General features: G+C 59.5%; 22 protein-coding genes. 10 read left to right on the forward strand and 12 right to left on the reverse strand.

Going from position 1 to position 17,358, the window contains the following annotated elements; all coding sequences use genetic code 11:
* Window positions 1-24 precede the first annotated feature (24 nt).
* A complete protein-coding gene (locus HU759_RS16380) occupies window positions 25-1,050 on the reverse strand; it encodes a LacI family DNA-binding transcriptional regulator (RefSeq protein ID WP_099549639.1) in 1,026 nt (341 codons plus the stop codon).
* 123 nt (window positions 1,051-1,173) lie between these two features.
* On the opposite strand from HU759_RS16380, the gene HU759_RS16385 reads away from it, so the two are divergent.
* Genes HU759_RS16385 through HU759_RS16395 form a run of 3 tightly spaced genes read left to right on the forward strand, consistent with a single transcriptional unit; the run spans window position 1,174 to window position 4,109 of the window.
* A complete protein-coding gene (locus HU759_RS16385) occupies window positions 1,174-2,019 on the forward strand; it encodes an SDR family oxidoreductase (RefSeq protein WP_017138961.1) in 846 nt (281 codons plus the stop codon).
* Window positions 2,019-3,143, forward strand: a complete 1,125-nt coding sequence (locus HU759_RS16390) for a phytanoyl-CoA dioxygenase family protein (RefSeq protein ID WP_170037680.1) — start codon at window positions 2,019-2,021, stop codon at window positions 3,141-3,143. Before HU759_RS16385 ends, HU759_RS16390 begins: the two co-directional genes overlap by 1 nt.
* 42 nt (window positions 3,144-3,185) lie before the next feature.
* Entirely contained in the window at window positions 3,186-4,109 is a 924-nt protein-coding gene (locus HU759_RS16395) for a sugar ABC transporter substrate-binding protein (RefSeq protein WP_017138963.1), read from the forward strand.
* Window positions 4,110-4,200: 91 nt separating this feature from the next.
* Here the strand turns inward: HU759_RS16395 and HU759_RS16400 are convergent, their stop codons facing one another.
* Together HU759_RS16400 and HU759_RS16405 are read right to left on the reverse strand one after the other, a co-directional pair.
* Window positions 4,201-4,623, reverse strand: a complete 423-nt coding sequence (locus tag HU759_RS16400; protein ID WP_099549637.1) for an MAPEG family protein — start codon at window positions 4,621-4,623, stop codon at window positions 4,201-4,203.
* Entirely contained in the window at window positions 4,616-4,921 is a 306-nt protein-coding gene (locus HU759_RS16405; RefSeq protein WP_170037683.1) for a DUF2834 domain-containing protein, read from the reverse strand. Before HU759_RS16405 ends, HU759_RS16400 begins: the two co-directional genes overlap by 8 nt.
* An 83-nt stretch (window positions 4,922-5,004) precedes the next feature.
* On the opposite strand from HU759_RS16405, the gene HU759_RS16410 reads away from it, so the two are divergent.
* Both HU759_RS16410 and HU759_RS16415 read left to right on the forward strand, forming a co-directional pair.
* Window positions 5,005-5,787 (forward strand): helix-turn-helix domain-containing protein, encoded by a 783-nt coding sequence (locus tag HU759_RS16410; RefSeq protein ID WP_176992128.1) that lies wholly within the window; start codon window positions 5,005-5,007, stop codon window positions 5,785-5,787.
* A gap of 55 nt (window positions 5,788-5,842) precedes the next feature.
* A complete protein-coding gene (locus HU759_RS16415; RefSeq protein WP_170037690.1) occupies window positions 5,843-7,543 on the forward strand; it encodes an amidase in 1,701 nt (566 codons plus the stop codon).
* Window positions 7,544-7,697: 154 nt separating this feature from the next.
* Here HU759_RS16415 and HU759_RS16420 read toward each other — a convergent pair whose 3' ends face one another.
* From HU759_RS16420 to HU759_RS16430, 3 genes are read right to left on the reverse strand one after another with little or no spacing between them, the layout of a single operon-like run.
* The gene (locus HU759_RS16420) at window positions 7,698-8,435 is read right to left on the reverse strand and encodes a CPBP family intramembrane glutamic endopeptidase (RefSeq protein WP_170037766.1); all 738 of its coding nucleotides are present in this window, start codon (window positions 8,433-8,435) and stop codon (window positions 7,698-7,700) included.
* Between the two features lie 7 nt (window positions 8,436-8,442).
* Window positions 8,443-8,913: a RidA family protein gene (locus HU759_RS16425; RefSeq protein WP_170037693.1), complete on the reverse strand. Its 471-nt coding sequence runs from the start codon at window positions 8,911-8,913 to the stop codon at window positions 8,443-8,445.
* The gene (locus HU759_RS16430) at window positions 8,910-9,128 is read right to left on the reverse strand and encodes a DUF6434 domain-containing protein (protein ID WP_017138970.1); all 219 of its coding nucleotides are present in this window, start codon (window positions 9,126-9,128) and stop codon (window positions 8,910-8,912) included. The genes HU759_RS16425 and HU759_RS16430 overlap by 4 nt, the downstream gene beginning before the upstream one ends.
* A 257-nt stretch (window positions 9,129-9,385) precedes the next feature.
* On the opposite strand from HU759_RS16430, the gene HU759_RS16435 reads away from it, so the two are divergent.
* Window positions 9,386-9,817, forward strand: coding sequence for a nuclear transport factor 2 family protein (locus tag HU759_RS16435; protein ID WP_186616831.1), 432 nt, complete (start codon window positions 9,386-9,388; stop codon window positions 9,815-9,817).
* Between the two features lie 16 nt (window positions 9,818-9,833).
* On the opposite strand, the gene HU759_RS16440 is transcribed toward HU759_RS16435, so the two are convergent.
* Window positions 9,834-11,159, reverse strand: a complete 1,326-nt coding sequence (locus HU759_RS16440; protein WP_170037695.1) for a PLP-dependent aminotransferase family protein — start codon at window positions 11,157-11,159, stop codon at window positions 9,834-9,836.
* An 88-nt stretch (window positions 11,160-11,247) separates the two neighbouring features.
* On the opposite strand from HU759_RS16440, the gene HU759_RS16445 reads away from it, so the two are divergent.
* Window positions 11,248-12,138 carry a DMT family transporter gene (locus HU759_RS16445; RefSeq protein WP_170037697.1) on the forward strand — a complete coding sequence of 297 codons (891 nt, stop codon included), beginning with the start codon at window positions 11,248-11,250 and terminating at the stop codon, window positions 12,136-12,138.
* Here the strand turns inward: HU759_RS16445 and HU759_RS16450 are convergent.
* A complete protein-coding gene (locus HU759_RS16450) occupies window positions 12,135-12,704 on the reverse strand; it encodes a YceI family protein (RefSeq protein ID WP_170037699.1) in 570 nt (189 codons plus the stop codon). The genes HU759_RS16445 and HU759_RS16450 overlap by 4 nt on opposite strands.
* A gap of 124 nt (window positions 12,705-12,828) precedes the next feature.
* On the opposite strand from HU759_RS16450, the gene HU759_RS16455 reads away from it, so the two are divergent.
* The 3 genes from HU759_RS16455 to HU759_RS16465 all read left to right on the forward strand — a co-directional run bounded on the left by HU759_RS16455 (window position 12,829) and on the right by HU759_RS16465 (window position 14,927).
* Entirely contained in the window at window positions 12,829-13,323 is a 495-nt protein-coding gene (locus HU759_RS16455) for a hotdog domain-containing protein (RefSeq protein ID WP_058420462.1), read from the forward strand.
* Between the two features lie 44 nt (window positions 13,324-13,367).
* On the forward strand, window positions 13,368-14,255 hold the full coding sequence (yghX, locus tag HU759_RS16460; RefSeq protein WP_170037701.1) for a YghX family hydrolase: 888 nt from the start codon (window positions 13,368-13,370) through the stop codon (window positions 14,253-14,255).
* A gap of 378 nt (window positions 14,256-14,633) precedes the next feature.
* Window positions 14,634-14,927: a hypothetical protein gene (locus HU759_RS16465; RefSeq protein WP_225932995.1), complete on the forward strand. Its 294-nt coding sequence runs from the start codon at window positions 14,634-14,636 to the stop codon at window positions 14,925-14,927.
* Window positions 14,928-15,154: 227 nt separating this feature from the next.
* Here HU759_RS16465 and HU759_RS16470 read toward each other — a convergent pair whose 3' ends face one another.
* From HU759_RS16470 to HU759_RS16485, 4 genes are all read right to left on the reverse strand, one after another.
* Window positions 15,155-15,385 carry a hypothetical protein gene (locus tag HU759_RS16470; RefSeq protein WP_138453804.1) on the reverse strand — a complete coding sequence of 77 codons (231 nt, stop codon included), beginning with the start codon at window positions 15,383-15,385 and terminating at the stop codon, window positions 15,155-15,157.
* A gap of 476 nt (window positions 15,386-15,861) precedes the next feature.
* A complete protein-coding gene (locus tag HU759_RS16475; protein WP_170037703.1) occupies window positions 15,862-16,413 on the reverse strand; it encodes a hypothetical protein in 552 nt (183 codons plus the stop codon).
* An 80-nt stretch (window positions 16,414-16,493) separates the two neighbouring features.
* A complete protein-coding gene (locus HU759_RS16480) occupies window positions 16,494-16,781 on the reverse strand; it encodes a hypothetical protein (protein WP_186616830.1) in 288 nt (95 codons plus the stop codon).
* Window positions 16,782-16,932: 151 nt separating this feature from the next.
* Window positions 16,933-17,328, reverse strand: coding sequence for a hypothetical protein (locus tag HU759_RS16485; RefSeq protein WP_100219310.1), 396 nt, complete (start codon window positions 17,326-17,328; stop codon window positions 16,933-16,935).
* Window positions 17,329-17,358 lie beyond the last annotated feature (30 nt).

Below are 17,358 nucleotides of genomic sequence, written 5' to 3' on the forward strand. Positions count from 1 at the left end.
CCTGGCGTTGTTATTGAGGGAGCTTCAGTCCGGCAGGTTGAACGGTGTCACGATCTGCACCTGTGACGGCGCAATCGGCCCGGTTTTCCATAGCCGGTGGTGTTGCAGGATGTGCAAAAACACGCTGCGGGCATCGATCTGCAGGTTGTGGTCGATGATCGCGGCGACTTTTTCTTCCAGCAGCAGCTGGCGATTTTCTTCGTCCAGGTCATGGCCGATAAACACTTCCAGCGGGCGCTCGAGCGCGGTGAAGGCATCGACAATCGCGCGGTTACCGCCGCCGACGCTGTACACCGCCTTGAGTTCGGGGTGTTGCTTGAGGGCCTGGGTGACGCGCTCAAACGTGCGGTCGTACACGCCATAGCCGCCGCTGATATCCAGCACCCGCAGGTGCGGGGCACGCCCACGCAGCCAGGCGCGAAAGCCCATCTCGCGCTCTTCTTCGCCACGGAACAGTTCGCTGCCGATCACCACCGCTACGTCCTGGGGTTGCGCCGGCAGCCAGCGCGACATCAGGTAGGCCGCGGTTTGGCCGGCGGTGCGGTTGTCCATGCCTACATAACCGATGCGCTCGCTTTGCGGCAGGTCGGTGACCAGGGTTACCACGGGAATGCCGGCCGCGATCAGCTGCTTGACGGCCTGATTCACCGCCGGCTCATCCGCCGCTTTAAGCACCACGCCCTGGCTGCCGGTGTCGAGGCAGCGCAGTAATTGGTCATGCATGGCCTGGGGTTCGATTTCTTCAAACAGGTGAAAACGCGGCGCGATGCGAAACGGCGCCAAGCTGCCCAATTGCGCGGTGATCGCCGCCTGCACCGCCGCGCTGAAGCGCTGGGGTGTGTGCATGATCACATCGACGTGAAACGTGCGCCCCACCGCCAGACCGTTTTTTTCCTGGGCCTCCAACTCATCCAGCGCCTGCTCGATGCGCCGGGTGGTCTGCGCATGCACGCTGCCGCGCTGGTGCAACACGCGGTCGACCGTGGCTTTGCTCACGCCGGCCTGGGTCGCGAGCTGCTTGATGGAGAAGTGTTTTGCGCGTTCGAGCATGCGGTTCGCCTGAGGTGTTTTTGAGGTCTTTTTTGGGCGTTACTGAGGTTTTGCAATGCTAGTCTCAGTTTTGCCCGGCGTCGAGCCGGGTCGATAAAACAACAACAATTTCAGGAGAACCGCATGCCTCACACCGATCTCGCCAGCGCATTCAACGGCCAATATTTTGTTGTCACCGGCAGCACTCAGGGGCTGGGCGCTGCCGTGGCACATACCCTGGCGCAGCGTGGCGCTGCCGGGCTGATCGTCTGCGGGCGCCGCCGCGCCGAGGGCGAAGAGCAGGTCCGGCAACTGGCACAGCTCGATTGCCAGGCATTTTTTGTCGAGGCCGACCTGGAAAACGTCGAGGATTGCCGTGCGATCATCGACGCAGCACGCACCCACTTCGGCACCTTGCACGGGCTGGTGAACTGCGCCGGCATGTCGGATCGCGGCACTATTCTCGACACCTCGCCCGAGCTGTTTGACCGGCTGTTTGCGGTGAACGTGCGGGCGCCGTTTTTTCTGATGCAGGAAGCACTCAAGCTGATGATCAGCACCGGCGTGGAAGGCGCGGTGGTGAATATCCAGAGCATCACCGGGCATGGCGGGCAATCGTTTTTGAGCGCCTATGCGGCGTCCAAGGGCGCGCTGGCGATTTTGACCAAGAACGTGGCGTTCAGCGCATTGCGTAATCGCATCCGCGTGAATGGCCTGAATATCGGCTGGATGGACACGCCTCACGAGGATCAGATCCAGCGCCAATACCACGGCGCGCAGGACGGCTGGCTGGCCGAGGCCGAGCGCGCGCAGCCGTTCGGGCGGCTGCTCAAGCCCGAAGAAGTGGCGCAAAGCGTGGCGTTTTTGCTCTCGCGTGAAGCCGGGATGATGACCGGCTCGGTGATCGACCTAGAGCAAGGCGTGGTCGGCTGCACCGACAGCGGCAGCCCGCAACCGCACCAGGCACTGAGCCTGCCGGGAGGTGTGTGATGTCGGCGTTCGTGACCGGCGCGGCGGTGCGCCTGGCGGATTTCAGCCGTATTTGCGCCCAACGGACCAACGCCGAGGACTACCCGCTGTGTGCCGAGGTGGTGAGCAATGTGCCGATCTATCAGGCCGGCACTTTACGCAACAGCGAGCGCTTGCGCGTCATGGATGAGCTGCATCACCTGTTCCGCGACGGGCCTGGGGTGATGGTGGTGCGCCAGGCCTATGAAGACCTGGCGGTGGTCGATCGCCATAGCCAGGTATTCGAGGCGATCTTTGCCCATGAGGCTGCGCAAGGCGTGGCCGCCGACCATTTTGCCCAGGCCGGCAGCAACGGGCGCATCTGGAATTCGCTGCAGAAAGCCGCGCTGCAGTCGCCGGAATCGTTTGCCGAGTACTACGCCAACCCGCTGCTCGGTTTGATCGCCGAAGCGTGGCTAGGCCCGAGCTTTCAGATGACGGCGCAAGTCAACGTGGTCCACCCTGGCGGGCAAGCACAGCAGCCGCACCGTGACTATCACCTGGGCTTTCAGACCACTGAGGTGGTTGAACGCTTTCCGCTGCCGCTGCATCTGTTGTCGCAATACTTGACGCTGCAAGGCGCGGTAGCCCATTCGGATATGCCGCTGGAAAGCGGGCCGACCCAACTGCTGCCCTTCTCCCAGCAATACCCGCTGGGTTACCTGGCCTGGCGCCGCGCGGAGTTTATCGACTACTTCCAGCAGCACGCCGTGCAACTGCCGCTGAACAAGGGCGACCTGCTGTTCTTCAACCCGGCGCTGTTCCACGCGGCGGGCAGCAACCGCACGACACATCACCGGCGCATGGCCAACTTGCTGCAAATTTCCTCGGCATTCGGCAAACCCATGGAAGCCCTCGACCGCGACCGCATGATGCTCGCGGTGTACCCGGTGCTGCTGGCCAACCCTGCGTTGAATGCCGAAGCGGTGATCGCCTGTACGGCCGACAGTTACGCCTTCCCCACCAACCTTGACACCGACCCGCCCTTGCACGGGCTCGCCCCGCAAACCGGGCAACAATTAATGCAACAAGCCCTCAACGAACGCTGGCCCTCTGCGCACTTCGCCGCTGCCGTGGCGCAGCTGCGGGCCAAGCGCCAGGCGTGAATCACACTGCTTTTACAGCAACAAAAAGAACGGAGCACCACCATGAAGAAGCAACTTCTCGCAGCACTGCTGACCCTCGCTGTTACGCCCTGGGCCTGGGCGGATATTCGTATCGGCGTGAGCATCGCCCAGGTCGACGATGTGTTCCTCGCACAGATGCGTGACTACATGGCCGCCCACGCCAAGGAGCTGCCCGGCGTGACTTTGCAATTTGAAGACGCACAGGGCGATGTGGTGCGCCAGCTCAATCAGGTGCAGAACTTTACCGCCCAGGGCATGGACGCGATTATCGTCAACGCGGTGGACACGGCGGCCACGCAGAAAATGACCGTCAATGCCCAGCAGGCCAAGATCCCGCTGGTGTACGTCAACCGCCGCCCGGAGTTCCAGGACGTGCCGCCGGGCGTGGGTTATGTTGGCTCGGATGAGATCAAGGCCGGGGAAATCCAGATGCGCTACCTGGCAGAGAAAATGGGCGGCAAGGGCAACCTAGCGATCATGCTCGGGCTGTTGTCCAACAACGCCACGCACAACCGCACGCTGGGGGTGAAGACGGTGCTCAAGGATTACCCGGACATCAAGATTGTCGAGGAGCAAAGCGCCGAATGGCAGCGCGGCAAGGCGATTGACCTGATGAGCAACTGGATTGTGTCCGGACGCAAAATCGATGCCGTGGCGGCGAATGCCGATGAAATGGCGATTGGCGCCGCCATGGCGATCAGCCAGGCGGGCATGCAACCGGGCAAGGATATCCTGGTGGCCGGCAGCGATGGCGGCGCAGCGGGGCTGGACGCGGTGAAGAAGGGCCAGTTGCTGGTGACGGTGTATCAGGACAACAAAGGCCAGGCCGTCGGCTCGATTGATCTGGCGGTGAAGATGGTCAAGAAGGAACCCTATGTGGCTGAGCTGACCATTCCTTATCAGCAGATCACCAAAGACAATTACCAGGCGTTTCTGAACCCTTAATCCCTTGCCTATGGCAAGGTTTTCTTGTGGCGAGCGGGCTTGTTGTGGCGAGCGGGCTTGCCACAATAAGTTTGCTCAGCCAGGGGGGATTTCATCTCAGCCTCAAGACCACCAGGGCACCGAGCCCGAAGAGGCAGGCCACGCCCACTGCATAGGCCAGCGTGCGCCAGGGTTGCAGCCCTGCCAGATACGTCACCGTGTGCGCCAATCGAGCCAGGGTAAACAGGCCAAAGAGCCAACCCGTGACACCCTGGGAACTCCCCAGCGCCACACATAATCCGCCCAACACAAAAAACAGCGGGATGTTTTCCAGGTCATTGGCCCACGCCCTTTGCGCCCTCACGACGTGCGGCAATTCTTGTGGCTGCGCCATGCGGCTGAAGAACGCCGCATCTTCAAGGTTGGTGAACGCCCGCCGCCGAATCCGCCAAAAACCCTGATAGCAGGAAATCGCAAACATTTTCAGGCACAGCACCAGCACACAGCCTGCGTAGATAGCCAGCAGGTCATTCATCGCGCAACCCATTGACGACGATATAAAGCAACGGCCCCACCGAAACAAACACCGCCGTCAGCGCAAAATACGGCAGCACAGACACGACTGACCGCCCGCGACCACGCGCATCCCGATACATCCACACACACGCCAGCACCGCCATCAGGTACAGGTCCATCACTACCTGCGCGGTGTCCGGACGCGACATCAATTGCCGCCCGAAGGCCAGCAGCGATTGCTCGGCGGTGAGCATCGTCACCAGTGTATAGAGTGAAAATCCAACTAACCCGACCAGGGCAATAGAGGGTCTGTGCATGGTCTCGTCCTTGAAGTGAATGAAGCTCACGATAGTGATAAGGTCTTGGCCCTCGCAATGACCTCACAGGTTATGAACCCGCCATGGACACTACTGCCGGCGACCAGCTGCGCCAACTGCGTCGCCACGCCAAGCTGAGCCAGCTGGACCTGGCGCTGATCACCGGCGTTTCGCAACGCCACCTCAGTTACATCGAAACCGGCCGCGCCAAGCCGAGCCCGGGCACGTTGCACAATTTACTGACCGCGCTGGATGTGCCGCTTGAGCAGTGCAATCGCGTGTTCCTCGCCGCCGGCTACGCGCCACGCTACACCGCCACCCCGCTCGCCTCACCGGCCATGGCCGCGATTCGCGAAGCCGTCAGCCATGTGTTGCACGCCAATAACCCGGCCCCGGCGATTCTGCTCGACAGCCAATGGCAAGTGCTGGCGGCGAATGCGAGTACCGGCGTTCTGTTTGAATTGTTGGGGCTTGAACCGGATGCGGCAGACGGGCTGAACCTGCTGACCACGCTGCTGCAAACCGGCGGCTTGGGCGACCACCTGATCAACGCCGAAGAGATCCGCACGCTTGCCTGGCAACGCGCCAGCCGTGAGGCGTTGGGCAATCCTGAATTGGCGGTTTTATTAGCCAGCCTGCCGACGCCCACCCACACCGAACCACCCGGCCACATGCCGCCCTTGGTGCTGACGCGCATCCGCTCACCCCAGGGCGAGCTGAGCTTTCTGTCGACCTTCACCACGTTCGGCATGCCCCAGGACATCACCCTCACGTCGCTGCGTATCGAGCATCTGATTCCGGCTGACGAGCCGACGTGGCAAGTCATGCGCGCCGCCTATGCGGAGCATGCCGCGCTGGTTTTGTGAAATATCTGTCCGTAGACTGCCGCCATACCTCCCACTTGAAGGCGGCGAAAAAAACGTGATGCAAGTTACCGAAGTCTCCATTGCCCAACTGCGCGCGGCGCTTGAAACCGGCCAGACCACTGCCGTTGAACTGGTAAACGCCTACCTGGCGCGGATCGATGCCTATGACGGCCCGCAGACCGCCACCGCCTTGAACGCCGTGGTAGTGCGCAACCCCGAAGCCCTTAAAGAAGCCGAAGCGTCCGATGCGCGCCGGGCCAGGGGCGAAACGTTGGGGCCATTGGACGGCATTCCCTATACCGCCAAGGACAGCTACCTGGTCAAGGGCCTTACGGCCGCATCCGGCAGCCCGGCCTTTGCCAAGCTGGTTGCGCAGCGCGACGCCTTCACCATCGAACGCTTGCGAGCGGGCGGCGCCATCTGCCTGGGCAAGACCAATATGCCGCCGATGGCCAATGGCGGGATGCAGCGGGGTGTGTATGGCCGTGCCGAAAGCCCTTACAACGCCGACTACCTGACTGCACCATTTGCCTCCGGTTCGTCCAACGGCGCGGGTACCGCCACGGCGGCAAGCTTCGCCGCCTTTGGTGTGGCTGAAGAAACCTGGTCGAGCGGGCGCGGCCCGGCGTCCAACAATGGTTTGTGCGCCTACACACCGTCCCGTGGGGTGATTTCGGTGCGCGGCAACTGGCCGCTCACGCCGACCATGGACGTGGTGGTGCCCTATGCACGCACCATGGCCGACCTGCTGGAAGTGCTGGATGTGGTGGTCGCCGAAGACTCCGACACCCGTGGCGACCTGTGGCGCCTGCAGCCCTGGGTGCCAATCCCAAGCGTAGCGTCGGTGCGCCCCGCGTCTTACGCCGACCTGGCTGTGAGCAGCGAAGCCCTCGCCGGTAAACGTTTCGGCGTGCCGCGCATGTACATCAATGCCGACCCCGAGGCGGGCACCAGCGAAAAGCCCGGCATTGGCGGGCCGACCGGGCAGAAGATCAACACCCGCGCCAGCGTGATCGACCTGTGGGCAGGCGCACGCCAAGCGCTGCAAGCCGCCGGCGCCGAAGTGATCGAGGTGGATTTCCCGCTGGTGTCCAACTGCGAAGGCGATCGCCCTGGCGCGCCAACCGTGTTTACCCGTGGCTTGGTTTCCAGGGAATTCCTGCACGACGAATTGTGGGAACTGTCGGCCTGGGCCTTCGATGACTTCCTGCGCGCCAACAACGACCCGGCGCTCAACCGCCTGGCGGATGTCGATGGGCCGAAGATCTTCCCGCACGACCCGGGCACCCTGCCCAACCGTGAAGATGACCTGGCCGCCGGCATGGACGAATACGTGCGCATGGCCCAGCGCGGCATCACGCCGTGGAACGAGATCAGCACGGTGCCGGACGGTTTGCGCGGCCTGGAGCAAACCCGGCGCATCGACCTGGAAGACTGGATGGACACGCTTGGGCTCGATGCGGTGCTGTTCCCGACCGTGGCCGATGTAGGCCCGGCAGATGCCGACGTGAATGAAGCCAGTGCCGACATCGCCTGGAGCAATGGCGTGTGGGTCGCTAACGGCAACCTCGCCATCCGCCACCTCGGCGTGCCCACCGTCACCGTGCCGATGGGCGTGATGGCCGACATCGGCATGCCCGTCGGCCTGACCTTTGCCGGTCGTGCTTACGATGATTCGGCGCTGCTGAGCTTTGCCAGCGCGTATGAAGCCACCGGCAGCAAACGCCTGATCCCGCCGCGCACACCGCCGCTGTAAAAATTGTGGGATCACTGATCGTTCCCACGCTCCGCGTGGGAACGCATTCTGTGACGCTCCGCGTCACGACTTCAAGAGCGGACGCAGAGCGTCCAGGGTTGCATTCCCACGCGGAGCGTGGGAACGATCAGGGCGATCAGGGTTGTGTTTAATATCAGGCCATGTAGGGCACGGCGATCAGCAGGATGGCGGTGCCGTGGGCGAGTGCGGCGGGCAGTACGCCGTAACGCATGCGCACCAGCGCACAGGCCAACCCTTCAAGCAGGGTGAACAGCAACACCGGCCAGCCCAGTTGGGTAACGCTTAAGGCCAGGAACCCATGGCAGGCTGCAAAGGCCACGCCACTGATCAATGCAGCGCGCAATGGCGAAACCTGTTGCTCCAGGTAACCCTGCAAAAAGCCGCGGAACAGCACTTCCTCCAGCGCATTGGCGCCATAGGCCAATACCACCATGCCCGGCAACCACACCCAGTAGCCGTGGAACTGGCTTGCATCAATGCCTTGGTAAACCCGCAGCGGCACGCCGATCAAACAGCCGACCACAACCCCCACCGCCATGCCAACCAACGGGTTGCCAATGGACCAACGCATCAACCGCCACAACTCGGGTGCCAGGCGTGAGAGCAGCATGATCAGCAGCACCGACAGCCCGCCGAGCGCCGCCAGTACGAAGGCATTGCCACTGAATGCGATCTGCACATCGCGACTCACCGCCCACATACCCAGCGGCGTCATCACATCGCGCATCAGCACAAACGCCGCCAGCAGAATCAGGATGCGCATCGCCACCTGCGCTCTCGGTGTCAACGCGAACCACGCACCAAACAGCAGCAGACCCGGCGCCAAGTGCACGGCGTAGTCGTTCAGTACCTCAAGCCCTTGGGTGATCATCGCCAGTTCAATCGTGTGCAACAGCGATCATGTCGATCTCGACGGCCGCCGATTTGGGCAACTGCATCACCCCCACCGACGTGCGCGTGTGCACACCGGCAGCGCCGAGGATTTCGTGGAACAGGTCCGACGCGGCGTTGCCCACTTCACTTTGCTGATCAAAGTCTTCTGCGCTGCGCACATACACGGTGATACGCACGAGGGTCTTGACCTGATCCAGCGAACCCAGCGCTTGCTTGAGCAACCCCAGGCAACGCAACGCGCTGATACTGGCGGCGATTTGCGCCTGGGCCAGGGTCAGGCTTTCACCGACCTTGCCCGGCAGCATGAGGGTGTCACCGACACGCGGAATCTGGCCGCTGATGTACAGTTGGTTGCCATCGCGCACCAACGGCGTGTAGTTGCCGCCGATTTTGAATTCCTCCAGCAGGTAGCCGATGCGTTCCTGGGCAGCCTGGTATTTTTCGTCGCGTGTCATGGGCGTGCGTCCTCGTTGCGGCGTTGCCACTCATCCACCACATCGCCCAAGGTTTTGGGCATGTCGTTGCGAATCCAGGCCATGAACGGCCGGTCGAACTTGAACGTCGGGCCGCAGTGTTCGAGCATGAAACGGCGAACGTTCTGGGTATTTTTGTAGTGTGGGGTCACGGGAGTGGCGCGGGTGATGGCGTCGCTGTGCCAGTCAAAATCCATGTTGTCTCTCGGGCGGCTTGTTATTTGCGCAGTAGCATAGCGATCGGCTTGTTGGGCTGGAAGCGACAAGGTGTACCGCCCTCAGTTATTTATTGTGTTGGGACGTCGTACAAGAAGCTATGTGATTTACGACGCCATCTAGCTTAATCTTTTCGAGATATTTCAAAATTTCACTTTCCTTGCCCCCCGAAAATATTGCATGGTTGTACGACGACTTAAGTTGTCGTGTTCACCCCAACAACAATAAGGAAACACCCATGCCAAACGTCAAAGTGCTGATCGGTTTTGTGTGCCTGTTCACCGGCTACGTCGCAGCTGCGCCTGCCCCGGCCGAAAAGGATGTGGCTCACGCGGTCGACCAACTGACCCAAGCCATGCTGCACCTGGACCTCAAGGCGCTGCACGCGCTGACGTCCGACAAGCTCACCTATGGCCACTCCAGCGGCAAGGTGCAGAACAAAGCGCAATTTATCGCTGACCTGGAAACCCACACCAGCGCGTTCAAAACCCTCGAAATGCAAAACCAGACCATCACCCTGGACGGCGACACCGCGCTGGTGCGCAACCACTTTCACGCCCTGGCCGTGAACAGCGGCGTCGAAGTGCCGACCGATATCGACAACTTCCAGGTCTGGCAGAAGCAAAAAGGCAAATGGCTGCTGATCGGGCGTCAGGCTTACAAATACTGACGCCAAGCGGTGCGGCTCACCACCGCACCGCTTCCCGGACCTTCAGCAGCGCCTCACCCAGCGCGGCCATGCTCACCGAACCCAGCGCCAGGCGCAGCGCGTGCGGCACCGTGGCCGAGACCGCAAACGGCTCGGCGGTGGACACGGAAATCTGCTCGCGCTGCAAGGCCATGGCCACCTGATCGGCCCGCGCCTCGTCCCCCAGCGGCAACCACAAAAAATACGAAGACGGATGGCTGATGTAAGGCACGCCTTTGAGCACCTGCGCAGCCAAGGCTTGGCGTGCCCGTGCGTCTTGGCGCTTTTGTGCTTCGAGCTGCGCGACGGTGCCGTCCTCGATCCAGCCCACCGCAATCGCGCTCATTACACCGGGCACGTTCCAGGTGGTGGCCATGATCGTGCGCTCCAGTTTTTTCACCCACTCCAACGGCGCGGCGATAAACCCGACGCGCAAACCCGTGGCAACGCTTTTGGATAACCCGCCCACGTACACCGTGCACTCAGGCGCCAATGTGGCCAGCGGCGGTGGCGCGTCTTCGGCCAGAAACGCGTAGGCCGCGTCCTCAATGAGCATCAGATGGTGCTCACGCGCGATGGCAATCAGTTGCACGCGTTGCGCAAGGCTCATCACCCACCCCAACGGGTTATGCAGGGTTGGAATGCTGTACACCGCACGCACCGGGCGCCTGCGGCACAGCGCGTGCAGGAACGCCAGATCCGGGCCGCTGGCGGTCACCGGAATGGCGACGATTTCCAGGTGCAGGGTTTCGGCCAACACCTTGAAGCCTGAATAGGTCAGCGCATCCACGGCAATTACATCCCCAGGCTTGAGCAACGCCATCATCGTCACCGCCAGGCCGTGCTGGGCGCCGCTGACCATCAGCACCTGCTCCGCCTCAACCGCCAGGCCTCGGCTCAATAGATGCCGTGCCACGGCAGCGCGCTCATGCAAGCGACCGGCATGCGGCTGGTAACGCAACAGCGCTTCCAGGTCGCCCGACAGCGCCAATTGGCGCAGAGCGGTGCGCAGCAGGTCTGCCTGACCGGGCAGCGAGGGGTAATTGAAGTTCAGGTCGAGCATGCCGGTGGCCACATTCATCTGCCCACTGCCCTGCCCCGGCGGCAACGCGATTTCCCGCACAAAGGTGCCGCGCCCGGTTTCGCCGCTGACCAGGCCCATGGCTTCAAGCTCCGTGTACACCCGGCTCGCGGTGACCAACGCCAGGCCATGTTCAGCCGCCAATTGCCGGTGCGTGGGCAGGCGTGTGCCGGGCGCCAGTGCGCCTCTGCGGATGTCTTGGGCAAAGGTGTCGACCAGCGACTTGTAGCGGGCGCGCGGCATAGGCGGTGTATCCATGACAATTTTTTGATTGTCTTAATCCTGGCCCCTAGGATGGTGTTTACGCAACCACCTAGTTCGAGCCCTCACCATGGAACGCACCGCAAGCCTCACTGCACCGGATACCAGCGCCCAAGGCTGGATCAACGGCTTTATCGGCGTCGTCATCTTCAGCGGCTCCTTGCCAGCCACGCGCCTGGCGGTGATGGAGTTCAACCCGGTGTTTCTGACCATGATCCGCGCCGCCATTGCCGCCGTGTTCGGCGTGCTGTTGTTGTGGTTGTTCAGGGAAAAACGCCCTGCACGCCACCAATGGGGGCCGCTGGTGATCGTCGCCCTGGGTGTGGTGATCGGTTTTCCACTGCTCACGGCACTGGCGCTGCAATACGTGACCTCGGCGCACTCCATCGTGTTCATTGGCCTGCTGCCGCTGGCCACTGCAGTGTTTGGTGTACTGCGTGGCGGCGAGCGGCCGCGCCCGGTGTTCTGGGTGTTTTCGATTCTCGGCAGCCTGCTGGTGATGGGCTACGCCGTTGCCCAAGGCTTGAGCGCCGCGCCGGCCGGTGACCTGCTGATGCTGTTGGCCGTATTGGTGTGCGGCCTGGGATACGCCGAAGGCGCCACGTTGTCGCGCAGCCTGGGCGGCTGGCAGGTGATCTGCTGGGCGCTGGTGGTGTCGTTGCCGGTGGTGGCGCCGTTGAGCGTGATGCTGGCGCCGGCAACCCTCACGGGCATCAGCCTGCCGGCGTGGCTGAGCCTGGGCTATGTGTCGCTGTTCAGCATGCTGATCGGCTTTGTGTTCTGGTATCGCGGCCTGGCCCAGGGGGGCATCGCTGCGGTCGGCCAGTTGCAGTTGCTGCAGCCGTTTTTCGGCCTGGCGCTGGCGGCGGGCCTGCTGCATGAGCAGGTCAGCCTGGGCATGCTGCTGGTGACGGTTGCGGTGATCGGCTGTGTGGCCTCGGCCAAGAAGTTTGCCCGTTAGCGCTGCGGCGCAACCATCTTGAATTTGATGTTGATGTCATTGGACACCACGCTGTTGCCCGCCCATTCACCCTCACCAATCTTGAAGTCGCTGCGCTTGAGGATGAACGCCCCGTCAAACACGCCGATGCCGCTTTGCTCCTTGAGCTGCACCTCAATATCCACCGGCCGCGTGATGCCCCTGATCGTCAGGTTACCGGTGATCTTGTAGCGGTTATCGCCCAGCGCCGTGGCGCCATTGGACTCATACACGCCCACAGGATAGGTCGCGGTGTCGAACCACGCCGGTTGCTGCAATTGGGTATTGGCGTCCTGGCTGCCGGCGTCGATGCTGGCGAGCTGGATCTTGAGCAACGCATGCGCCGCCTCAGGCTTTTGCGTGTCGAAGGTCAGAGTGCCTTCAAAGTCACTGAAGGTGCCATACACCCGCTGCCCGAATTGCTGGAAGGTAAAACTGATCTGGCTGGCGGTGCGGTTGACGTCTTTGTATTCCACGGCCTGCGCGTTGCCGAGAAACACACCAAGGAGCACCGCCAGGCTTACAAACAGGGGCATTCGACGCTTCATGCAACACTCCGCAAGATAAATGAACAGATGTGCTGAGCTAACACGCCATGCCATGGTTTTATTCCCTTTCGCAGCGTGCCCTGCTAAACAGAGTAGTCGCCAAAAGAAACAATAAGGACTTTGCATGCACACCCCTTCCCTGCAGGACATCACCGCGCCCGAAGGCATCTGCTACGGCTGCGGCGGCAGCAACCCCCATGGCCTGCACATCAAAAGCCGTTGGGATGCCGATGGTATCCATGTGATCGCCGAGCACCTGCCCGAAGCTCAATACAGCGGCTGGCCGGACCTGGTCTACGGCGGCCTGATCGCCATGCTGGTCGACTGCCACTCCAACTGGACCGCCATGGCCTACCACTACCGCAACGAACAGCGCGAGCCCGGCAGCCTGCCGCGCATCGACTGCGTGACCGGTAACCTGGGGATCAAATTCATCAAGCCCACGCCCATGGGCGTGACGCTGACCCTGCGCGCGCGGGTTGAAGGCGACGTGGGGCGTAAAAGCCGCGTGGTCTGCGAGGTGTACGCCGGTGACGTGCTCACCGCCCTCGGCGACTCGGTGTTCGTGCGCGTCGATACCCGGCAACTGTCGGATTCCGCCCATGGCCGCGAACGTTGATCCTGGTCTACAGTGATGACCACCGCTAATCGAGGACTGCTCCGATGACTCGTCTCACCGCGAAAGACTTCGCCCCCGAACTGCTGGAACTCTACGACGGCTACGCCCACGGCAAGCTTAACCGCCGCGAATTTCTCGACCGCGCCGCGCTGTTTACCTTCGGCGGCCTCACTGCCTCGGCCCTGCTGGCAGCCCTGAGCCCCAACTACGCGCTGGCCGAACAGGTCAAATTCACCGACCCGGACATCGTCGCCGACTACATCACCTACCCCTCGCCCAAAGGCAACGGCACCGTGCGCGGCTACCTCGTACGCCCGGCCAAGGCCAGCGGCAAACTGCCCGCCGTGGTGGTGGTGCACGAAAACCGAGGCCTTAACCCCTACATCGAAGACGTCGCCCGGCGCCTGGCCAAAGCCGGCTTCATCGCCCTGGCACCCGACGGCCTCACCTCCGTGGGCGGCTACCCCGGCAACGATCAAAAAGGCGTGGAACTGCAACAAAAAGTCGACCCCACCAAACTCATGAACGACTTCTTCGCCGCCATCGAATGGCTGATGCACCACGACAGCAGCACCGGCAAAGTCGGGATTACCGGCTTCTGCTATGGCGGCGGCGTGACCAATGCGGCGGCGGTGGCGTATCCGGAGCTTGGCGCAGCGGTGTCGTTTTACGGCAGGCAGCCAGAAGCGAAGGATGTGCCACGCATCAAGGCGCCGATCATGCTGCATTACGGCGAGCTGGACACGCGCATCAACGAGGGTTGGCCGGCGTATGAACAGGCGTTGAAGGCCGCAGGCACGACCTATGAGGCGTTTATTTATAAGGGCGCCAATCATGGCTTTCATAATGATTCGACGCCGAGATATGACGAGGCAGCGGCGAATCTGGCGTGGGAGCGCACGTTGGGCTGGTTCCGCAAATACCTGGTCTGAACACGTTCAGAACTGTGGCAGCTAACTTCTTGTGGCGAGCGGGCTTGCCCCGCGTTGGGGCGCGAAGCGGCCCTGACACCTCACGACGCGATACATCTGGAAAACCGCGTTGACTCCCCTGGGGCTGCTGCGCAGCCCAACGCGGGGCAAGCCCGCTCGCCACAACACCCCGCCTCTCAGCTTTGATCGGTGTTGCCTGATCGACATGCAGTGTTAAAGGCCAGCAATCCATATCCCTTAACCTTGCAGGAAGCTTCCTAAGCAGCCCTTCGGCCTTGCGCCTGCGCATGCCACTGGCTAGCCTGTGCTCTGTCGCTGCCTATCAGCGAACAGGTGTGGAAACCTGAAACAAGTAGGCCCCTTATCAGGAGCTTATGCATGAGCAATACAACGCGCTTCACCCCCAGCCGCGAAATATTTGAACGCGCCCTGAGTCACTACCTGCAACCCACCTCACCGCAGCCCTTTACAGTGCATCACGACCTCAGCTTCGAAGACGCCCTCGCCCAACTCTGCGACCTGCTGCGCTGCGCAGCCGCCACCGCTGCCGACACCACCCAAGGCCTGACAGGCGATCAACGCCACATGGCCGGTGCCACCGAACACCTGATCGACAGGGCCCAAACCCTGGCCGACCGTGCGCTGGAGTGCCTGCAACCCAAAACCTGCTGACACACCACAAACCAACTGTGGGAGCTGGCTTGCCTGCGAAGGCGGTGTGTCAGTGCGGGGTTAATGACTGATACACCCCCGTAGGCAGCAAGCCGAACTGAGCACTTTCCCTCATGAGCCAATTTGCCGATTCAGGAAGGTTTTTTAAAAAAAATAGGGGTCAGACCACGTTTAGTGCTCCGTCAGAAGAATAGTGGTCTGATCCCACTCGATCTCTTTTGCTCCATCTACACTGCTTTAATCGCTGAAATCAGACCCAAAAGCTCGGACTCAGTCAACTCAAACTCCTCACCGTCCTCCATTGCCATCAATGTGAGAAGTGCTCGATCCATGCGAGCAGTGATTTCTAAGCCATGGTTTTGATAAATTTCAAATGCCAGTTTAGAAATCCTAAAGACATCGAAACCGTTAACCAGTGCTTTTTCTAAATCCATAGCGAGGTCGGCTTGTGAGTACATATTCCTAACTCTTCAACTCTGGAAAAATAGGGGCCAATCCACGCTTAATACTCAGCAAGAACAATAGTGGTCTGACCCTGAGGGATCCCCGATTTTTCTTAAGAAAAATCAAGAAGTTGGAATCATTGAAGAAGCCTGCATGAGTCGGCAACTTGGTTTGCACCACACTAAAACAAGATCCTCGACCCATGCAAGCCATCCGTTTTTTACACAGAGCGCTCGCTCAAGCACTGCCTTCAATCCATTCTCGTCGCCTGACAACACTGATGAGTTGTGTCAGTTCGTTACTGCAGGGATTCCTCAGGGTCAGACAACGTTAGTGCTCCGCCAGAAGAATAGGCGAAAAATAGGGGTCAGACCGCGTTTAGTGCTCCGTAAAAAATAGTAGCATAACCCCATTTTTTGCTCTTCCAAAGAAGAATAGTGTTCTGACTTATTTTTATCCTGTTTTCCTTTTACTGAACGATTCAACTAGACTAAAACCTTTTTGAGTAACGCTTTTCTAATCTTTCAGCAGACCTTAGAACAGCGCCCCCATCATCAGGAAAGAAAGTAGAGTATACATGAGCTGCAATTTTCATCAGGAAAACGTAGTCAGGCACTGGAAGACTTGAAGTTTCCACCTCGCCCAAAAAAAAGCTGACCTCATTGAAATCCTCTGGATCGTCCCAATCCTGATCGAGAGAGTAAAAAAAACCTTCACTTACAGAGACGCCAACCCCCCGCGAAGCATCATAGATAAAAGCCGGGAAGTTAGTCCTCCCTCTCGCTATAGCAGCCTCTATGAGTTCGTAAAGATCTTCATAACCCAGACCAGTTGAAGAAAATGACTCCTTGAGTTTTTCAAGCCAAACCAATCCATCCATCATTTTGTCCTTGAAAAATAGGGGGAAGACCACGTTTAATGCACCGCCAGAAGAATAGTGATCTGACCCCATTTCTCCCTTGACCTGAAGCGTCCAATTCTTCCAGTAATGCCCACTAAACTCATTAGAAACAGTAGAGATCAGACCACCTTTAGTGCTCATTTAGAACAACCTAGCTCTCCACATTAGTGATCTGATCGCATTTTTTTCGCAGGATCCGACCCATTTTTTCAACTCAAAAATCACTCTTTTCGACGATAAACAGCCCTATTGCCTTCCGAAAAACTAGGTAGATTTTCATTACCGACTAAAATCTCTGACTTGCATTGTAAACTCGAATCCTGATACGCGGCATATTGACATATAATGTCTTCTATCTCAGCGGTATCATCTTCTATATTTTTCTCGAGATAAAATCTTATTACCCAGACATCAACCTCACAAGATAACACCACCATTCTAAAGTTTGGAGTAACTGCCCCTAGCATCGCTTGAACAAGCATTAACACTTGGAAATTCCAAGCTTTCAATTTGGCTACCGCATTCATTTCTCGAGAAAAATGGGACAGATTTATTTAACTTTCCGAGCCCTTTGTTACTTAAACCAACCCATCCCCTTTTCCCTAAATACCTACCAGGACAAAAATGGCAATAAATTTCATTTTTAAGTGGGAAGGCGGGCTAACCTTTGCCATCACAGAGAAGAACCTCAAGCGCGGACTTAGCCTTATCCACCACTAACTGCCACTCTTTCTTCTCCAAGTAATCCTTATCAGAAAGATCAACGCCATACTTATCAAAAACCACATCAATGGCACTCACAAGGGCTGCCATAGAACTGGCTTCTTCCGTATTTCTCAGAACCACACCTATCCAAGCATAGGGATCCTTAGCGAGCCCGGTATCATCATATAAGAAATGCACAGTGTAATCGAGTTTGTCATACCCAGACTCTGGCAAGGAGTGTTCAACCCAGGCCCGATACTGATAATTAGCGTCTGACAACCCACCCATATAAGACAGAAGCTCCTCCCTCATTGTCGGTAGCTCCAGCTCGGAAAGTTCAGTACGTTTCATTTTTACACTCACCCAAGGACATAAGAAAAA

It is taken from the genome of Pseudomonas sp. OE 28.3 (assembly GCF_014268205.2).
In the GTDB taxonomy this organism is placed as follows: Bacteria; Pseudomonadota; Gammaproteobacteria; order Pseudomonadales; family Pseudomonadaceae; genus Aquipseudomonas; species Aquipseudomonas edaphica.

Coding starts and splice junctions, on each gene's coding strand:
- HU759_RS16485 (WP_100219310.1), bottom strand. CDS start 17,328: ATGAAACGTACTGAACTTTCCGAGCTGGAGCTACCGACAATGAGGGAG.
- HU759_RS16440 (WP_170037695.1), bottom strand. CDS start 11,159: ATGCCGCGCGCCCGCTACAAGTCGCTGGTCGACACCTTTGCCCAAGAC.
- HU759_RS16470 (WP_138453804.1), bottom strand. CDS start 15,385: ATGTACTCACAAGCCGACCTCGCTATGGATTTAGAAAAAGCACTGGTT.
- HU759_RS16390 (WP_170037680.1), top strand. CDS start 2,019: ATGTCGGCGTTCGTGACCGGCGCGGCGGTGCGCCTGGCGGATTTCAGC.
- HU759_RS16465 (WP_225932995.1), top strand. CDS start 14,634: ATGAGCAATACAACGCGCTTCACCCCCAGCCGCGAAATATTTGAACGC.
- HU759_RS16450 (WP_170037699.1), bottom strand. CDS start 12,704: ATGAAGCGTCGAATGCCCCTGTTTGTAAGCCTGGCGGTGCTCCTTGGT.
- HU759_RS16380 (WP_099549639.1), bottom strand. CDS start 1,050: ATGCTCGAACGCGCAAAACACTTCTCCATCAAGCAGCTCGCGACCCAG.
- HU759_RS16475 (WP_170037703.1), bottom strand. CDS start 16,413: ATGAGCACTAAAGGTGGTCTGATCTCTACTGTTTCTAATGAGTTTAGT.
- HU759_RS16385 (WP_017138961.1), top strand. CDS start 1,174: ATGCCTCACACCGATCTCGCCAGCGCATTCAACGGCCAATATTTTGTT.
- HU759_RS16395 (WP_017138963.1), top strand. CDS start 3,186: ATGAAGAAGCAACTTCTCGCAGCACTGCTGACCCTCGCTGTTACGCCC.
- HU759_RS16405 (WP_170037683.1), bottom strand. CDS start 4,921: ATGCACAGACCCTCTATTGCCCTGGTCGGGTTAGTTGGATTTTCACTC.
- HU759_RS16425 (WP_170037693.1), bottom strand. CDS start 8,913: ATGACACGCGACGAAAAATACCAGGCTGCCCAGGAACGCATCGGCTAC.
- HU759_RS16400 (WP_099549637.1), bottom strand. CDS start 4,623: ATGAATGACCTGCTGGCTATCTACGCAGGCTGTGTGCTGGTGCTGTGC.
- yghX (WP_170037701.1), top strand. CDS start 13,368: ATGACTCGTCTCACCGCGAAAGACTTCGCCCCCGAACTGCTGGAACTC.
- HU759_RS16420 (WP_170037766.1), bottom strand. CDS start 8,435: ATGATCACCCAAGGGCTTGAGGTACTGAACGACTACGCCGTGCACTTG.
- HU759_RS16435 (WP_186616831.1), top strand. CDS start 9,386: ATGCCAAACGTCAAAGTGCTGATCGGTTTTGTGTGCCTGTTCACCGGC.
- HU759_RS16410 (WP_176992128.1), top strand. CDS start 5,005: ATGGACACTACTGCCGGCGACCAGCTGCGCCAACTGCGTCGCCACGCC.
- HU759_RS16430 (WP_017138970.1), bottom strand. CDS start 9,128: ATGGATTTTGACTGGCACAGCGACGCCATCACCCGCGCCACTCCCGTG.
- HU759_RS16455 (WP_058420462.1), top strand. CDS start 12,829: ATGCACACCCCTTCCCTGCAGGACATCACCGCGCCCGAAGGCATCTGC.
- HU759_RS16445 (WP_170037697.1), top strand. CDS start 11,248: ATGGAACGCACCGCAAGCCTCACTGCACCGGATACCAGCGCCCAAGGC.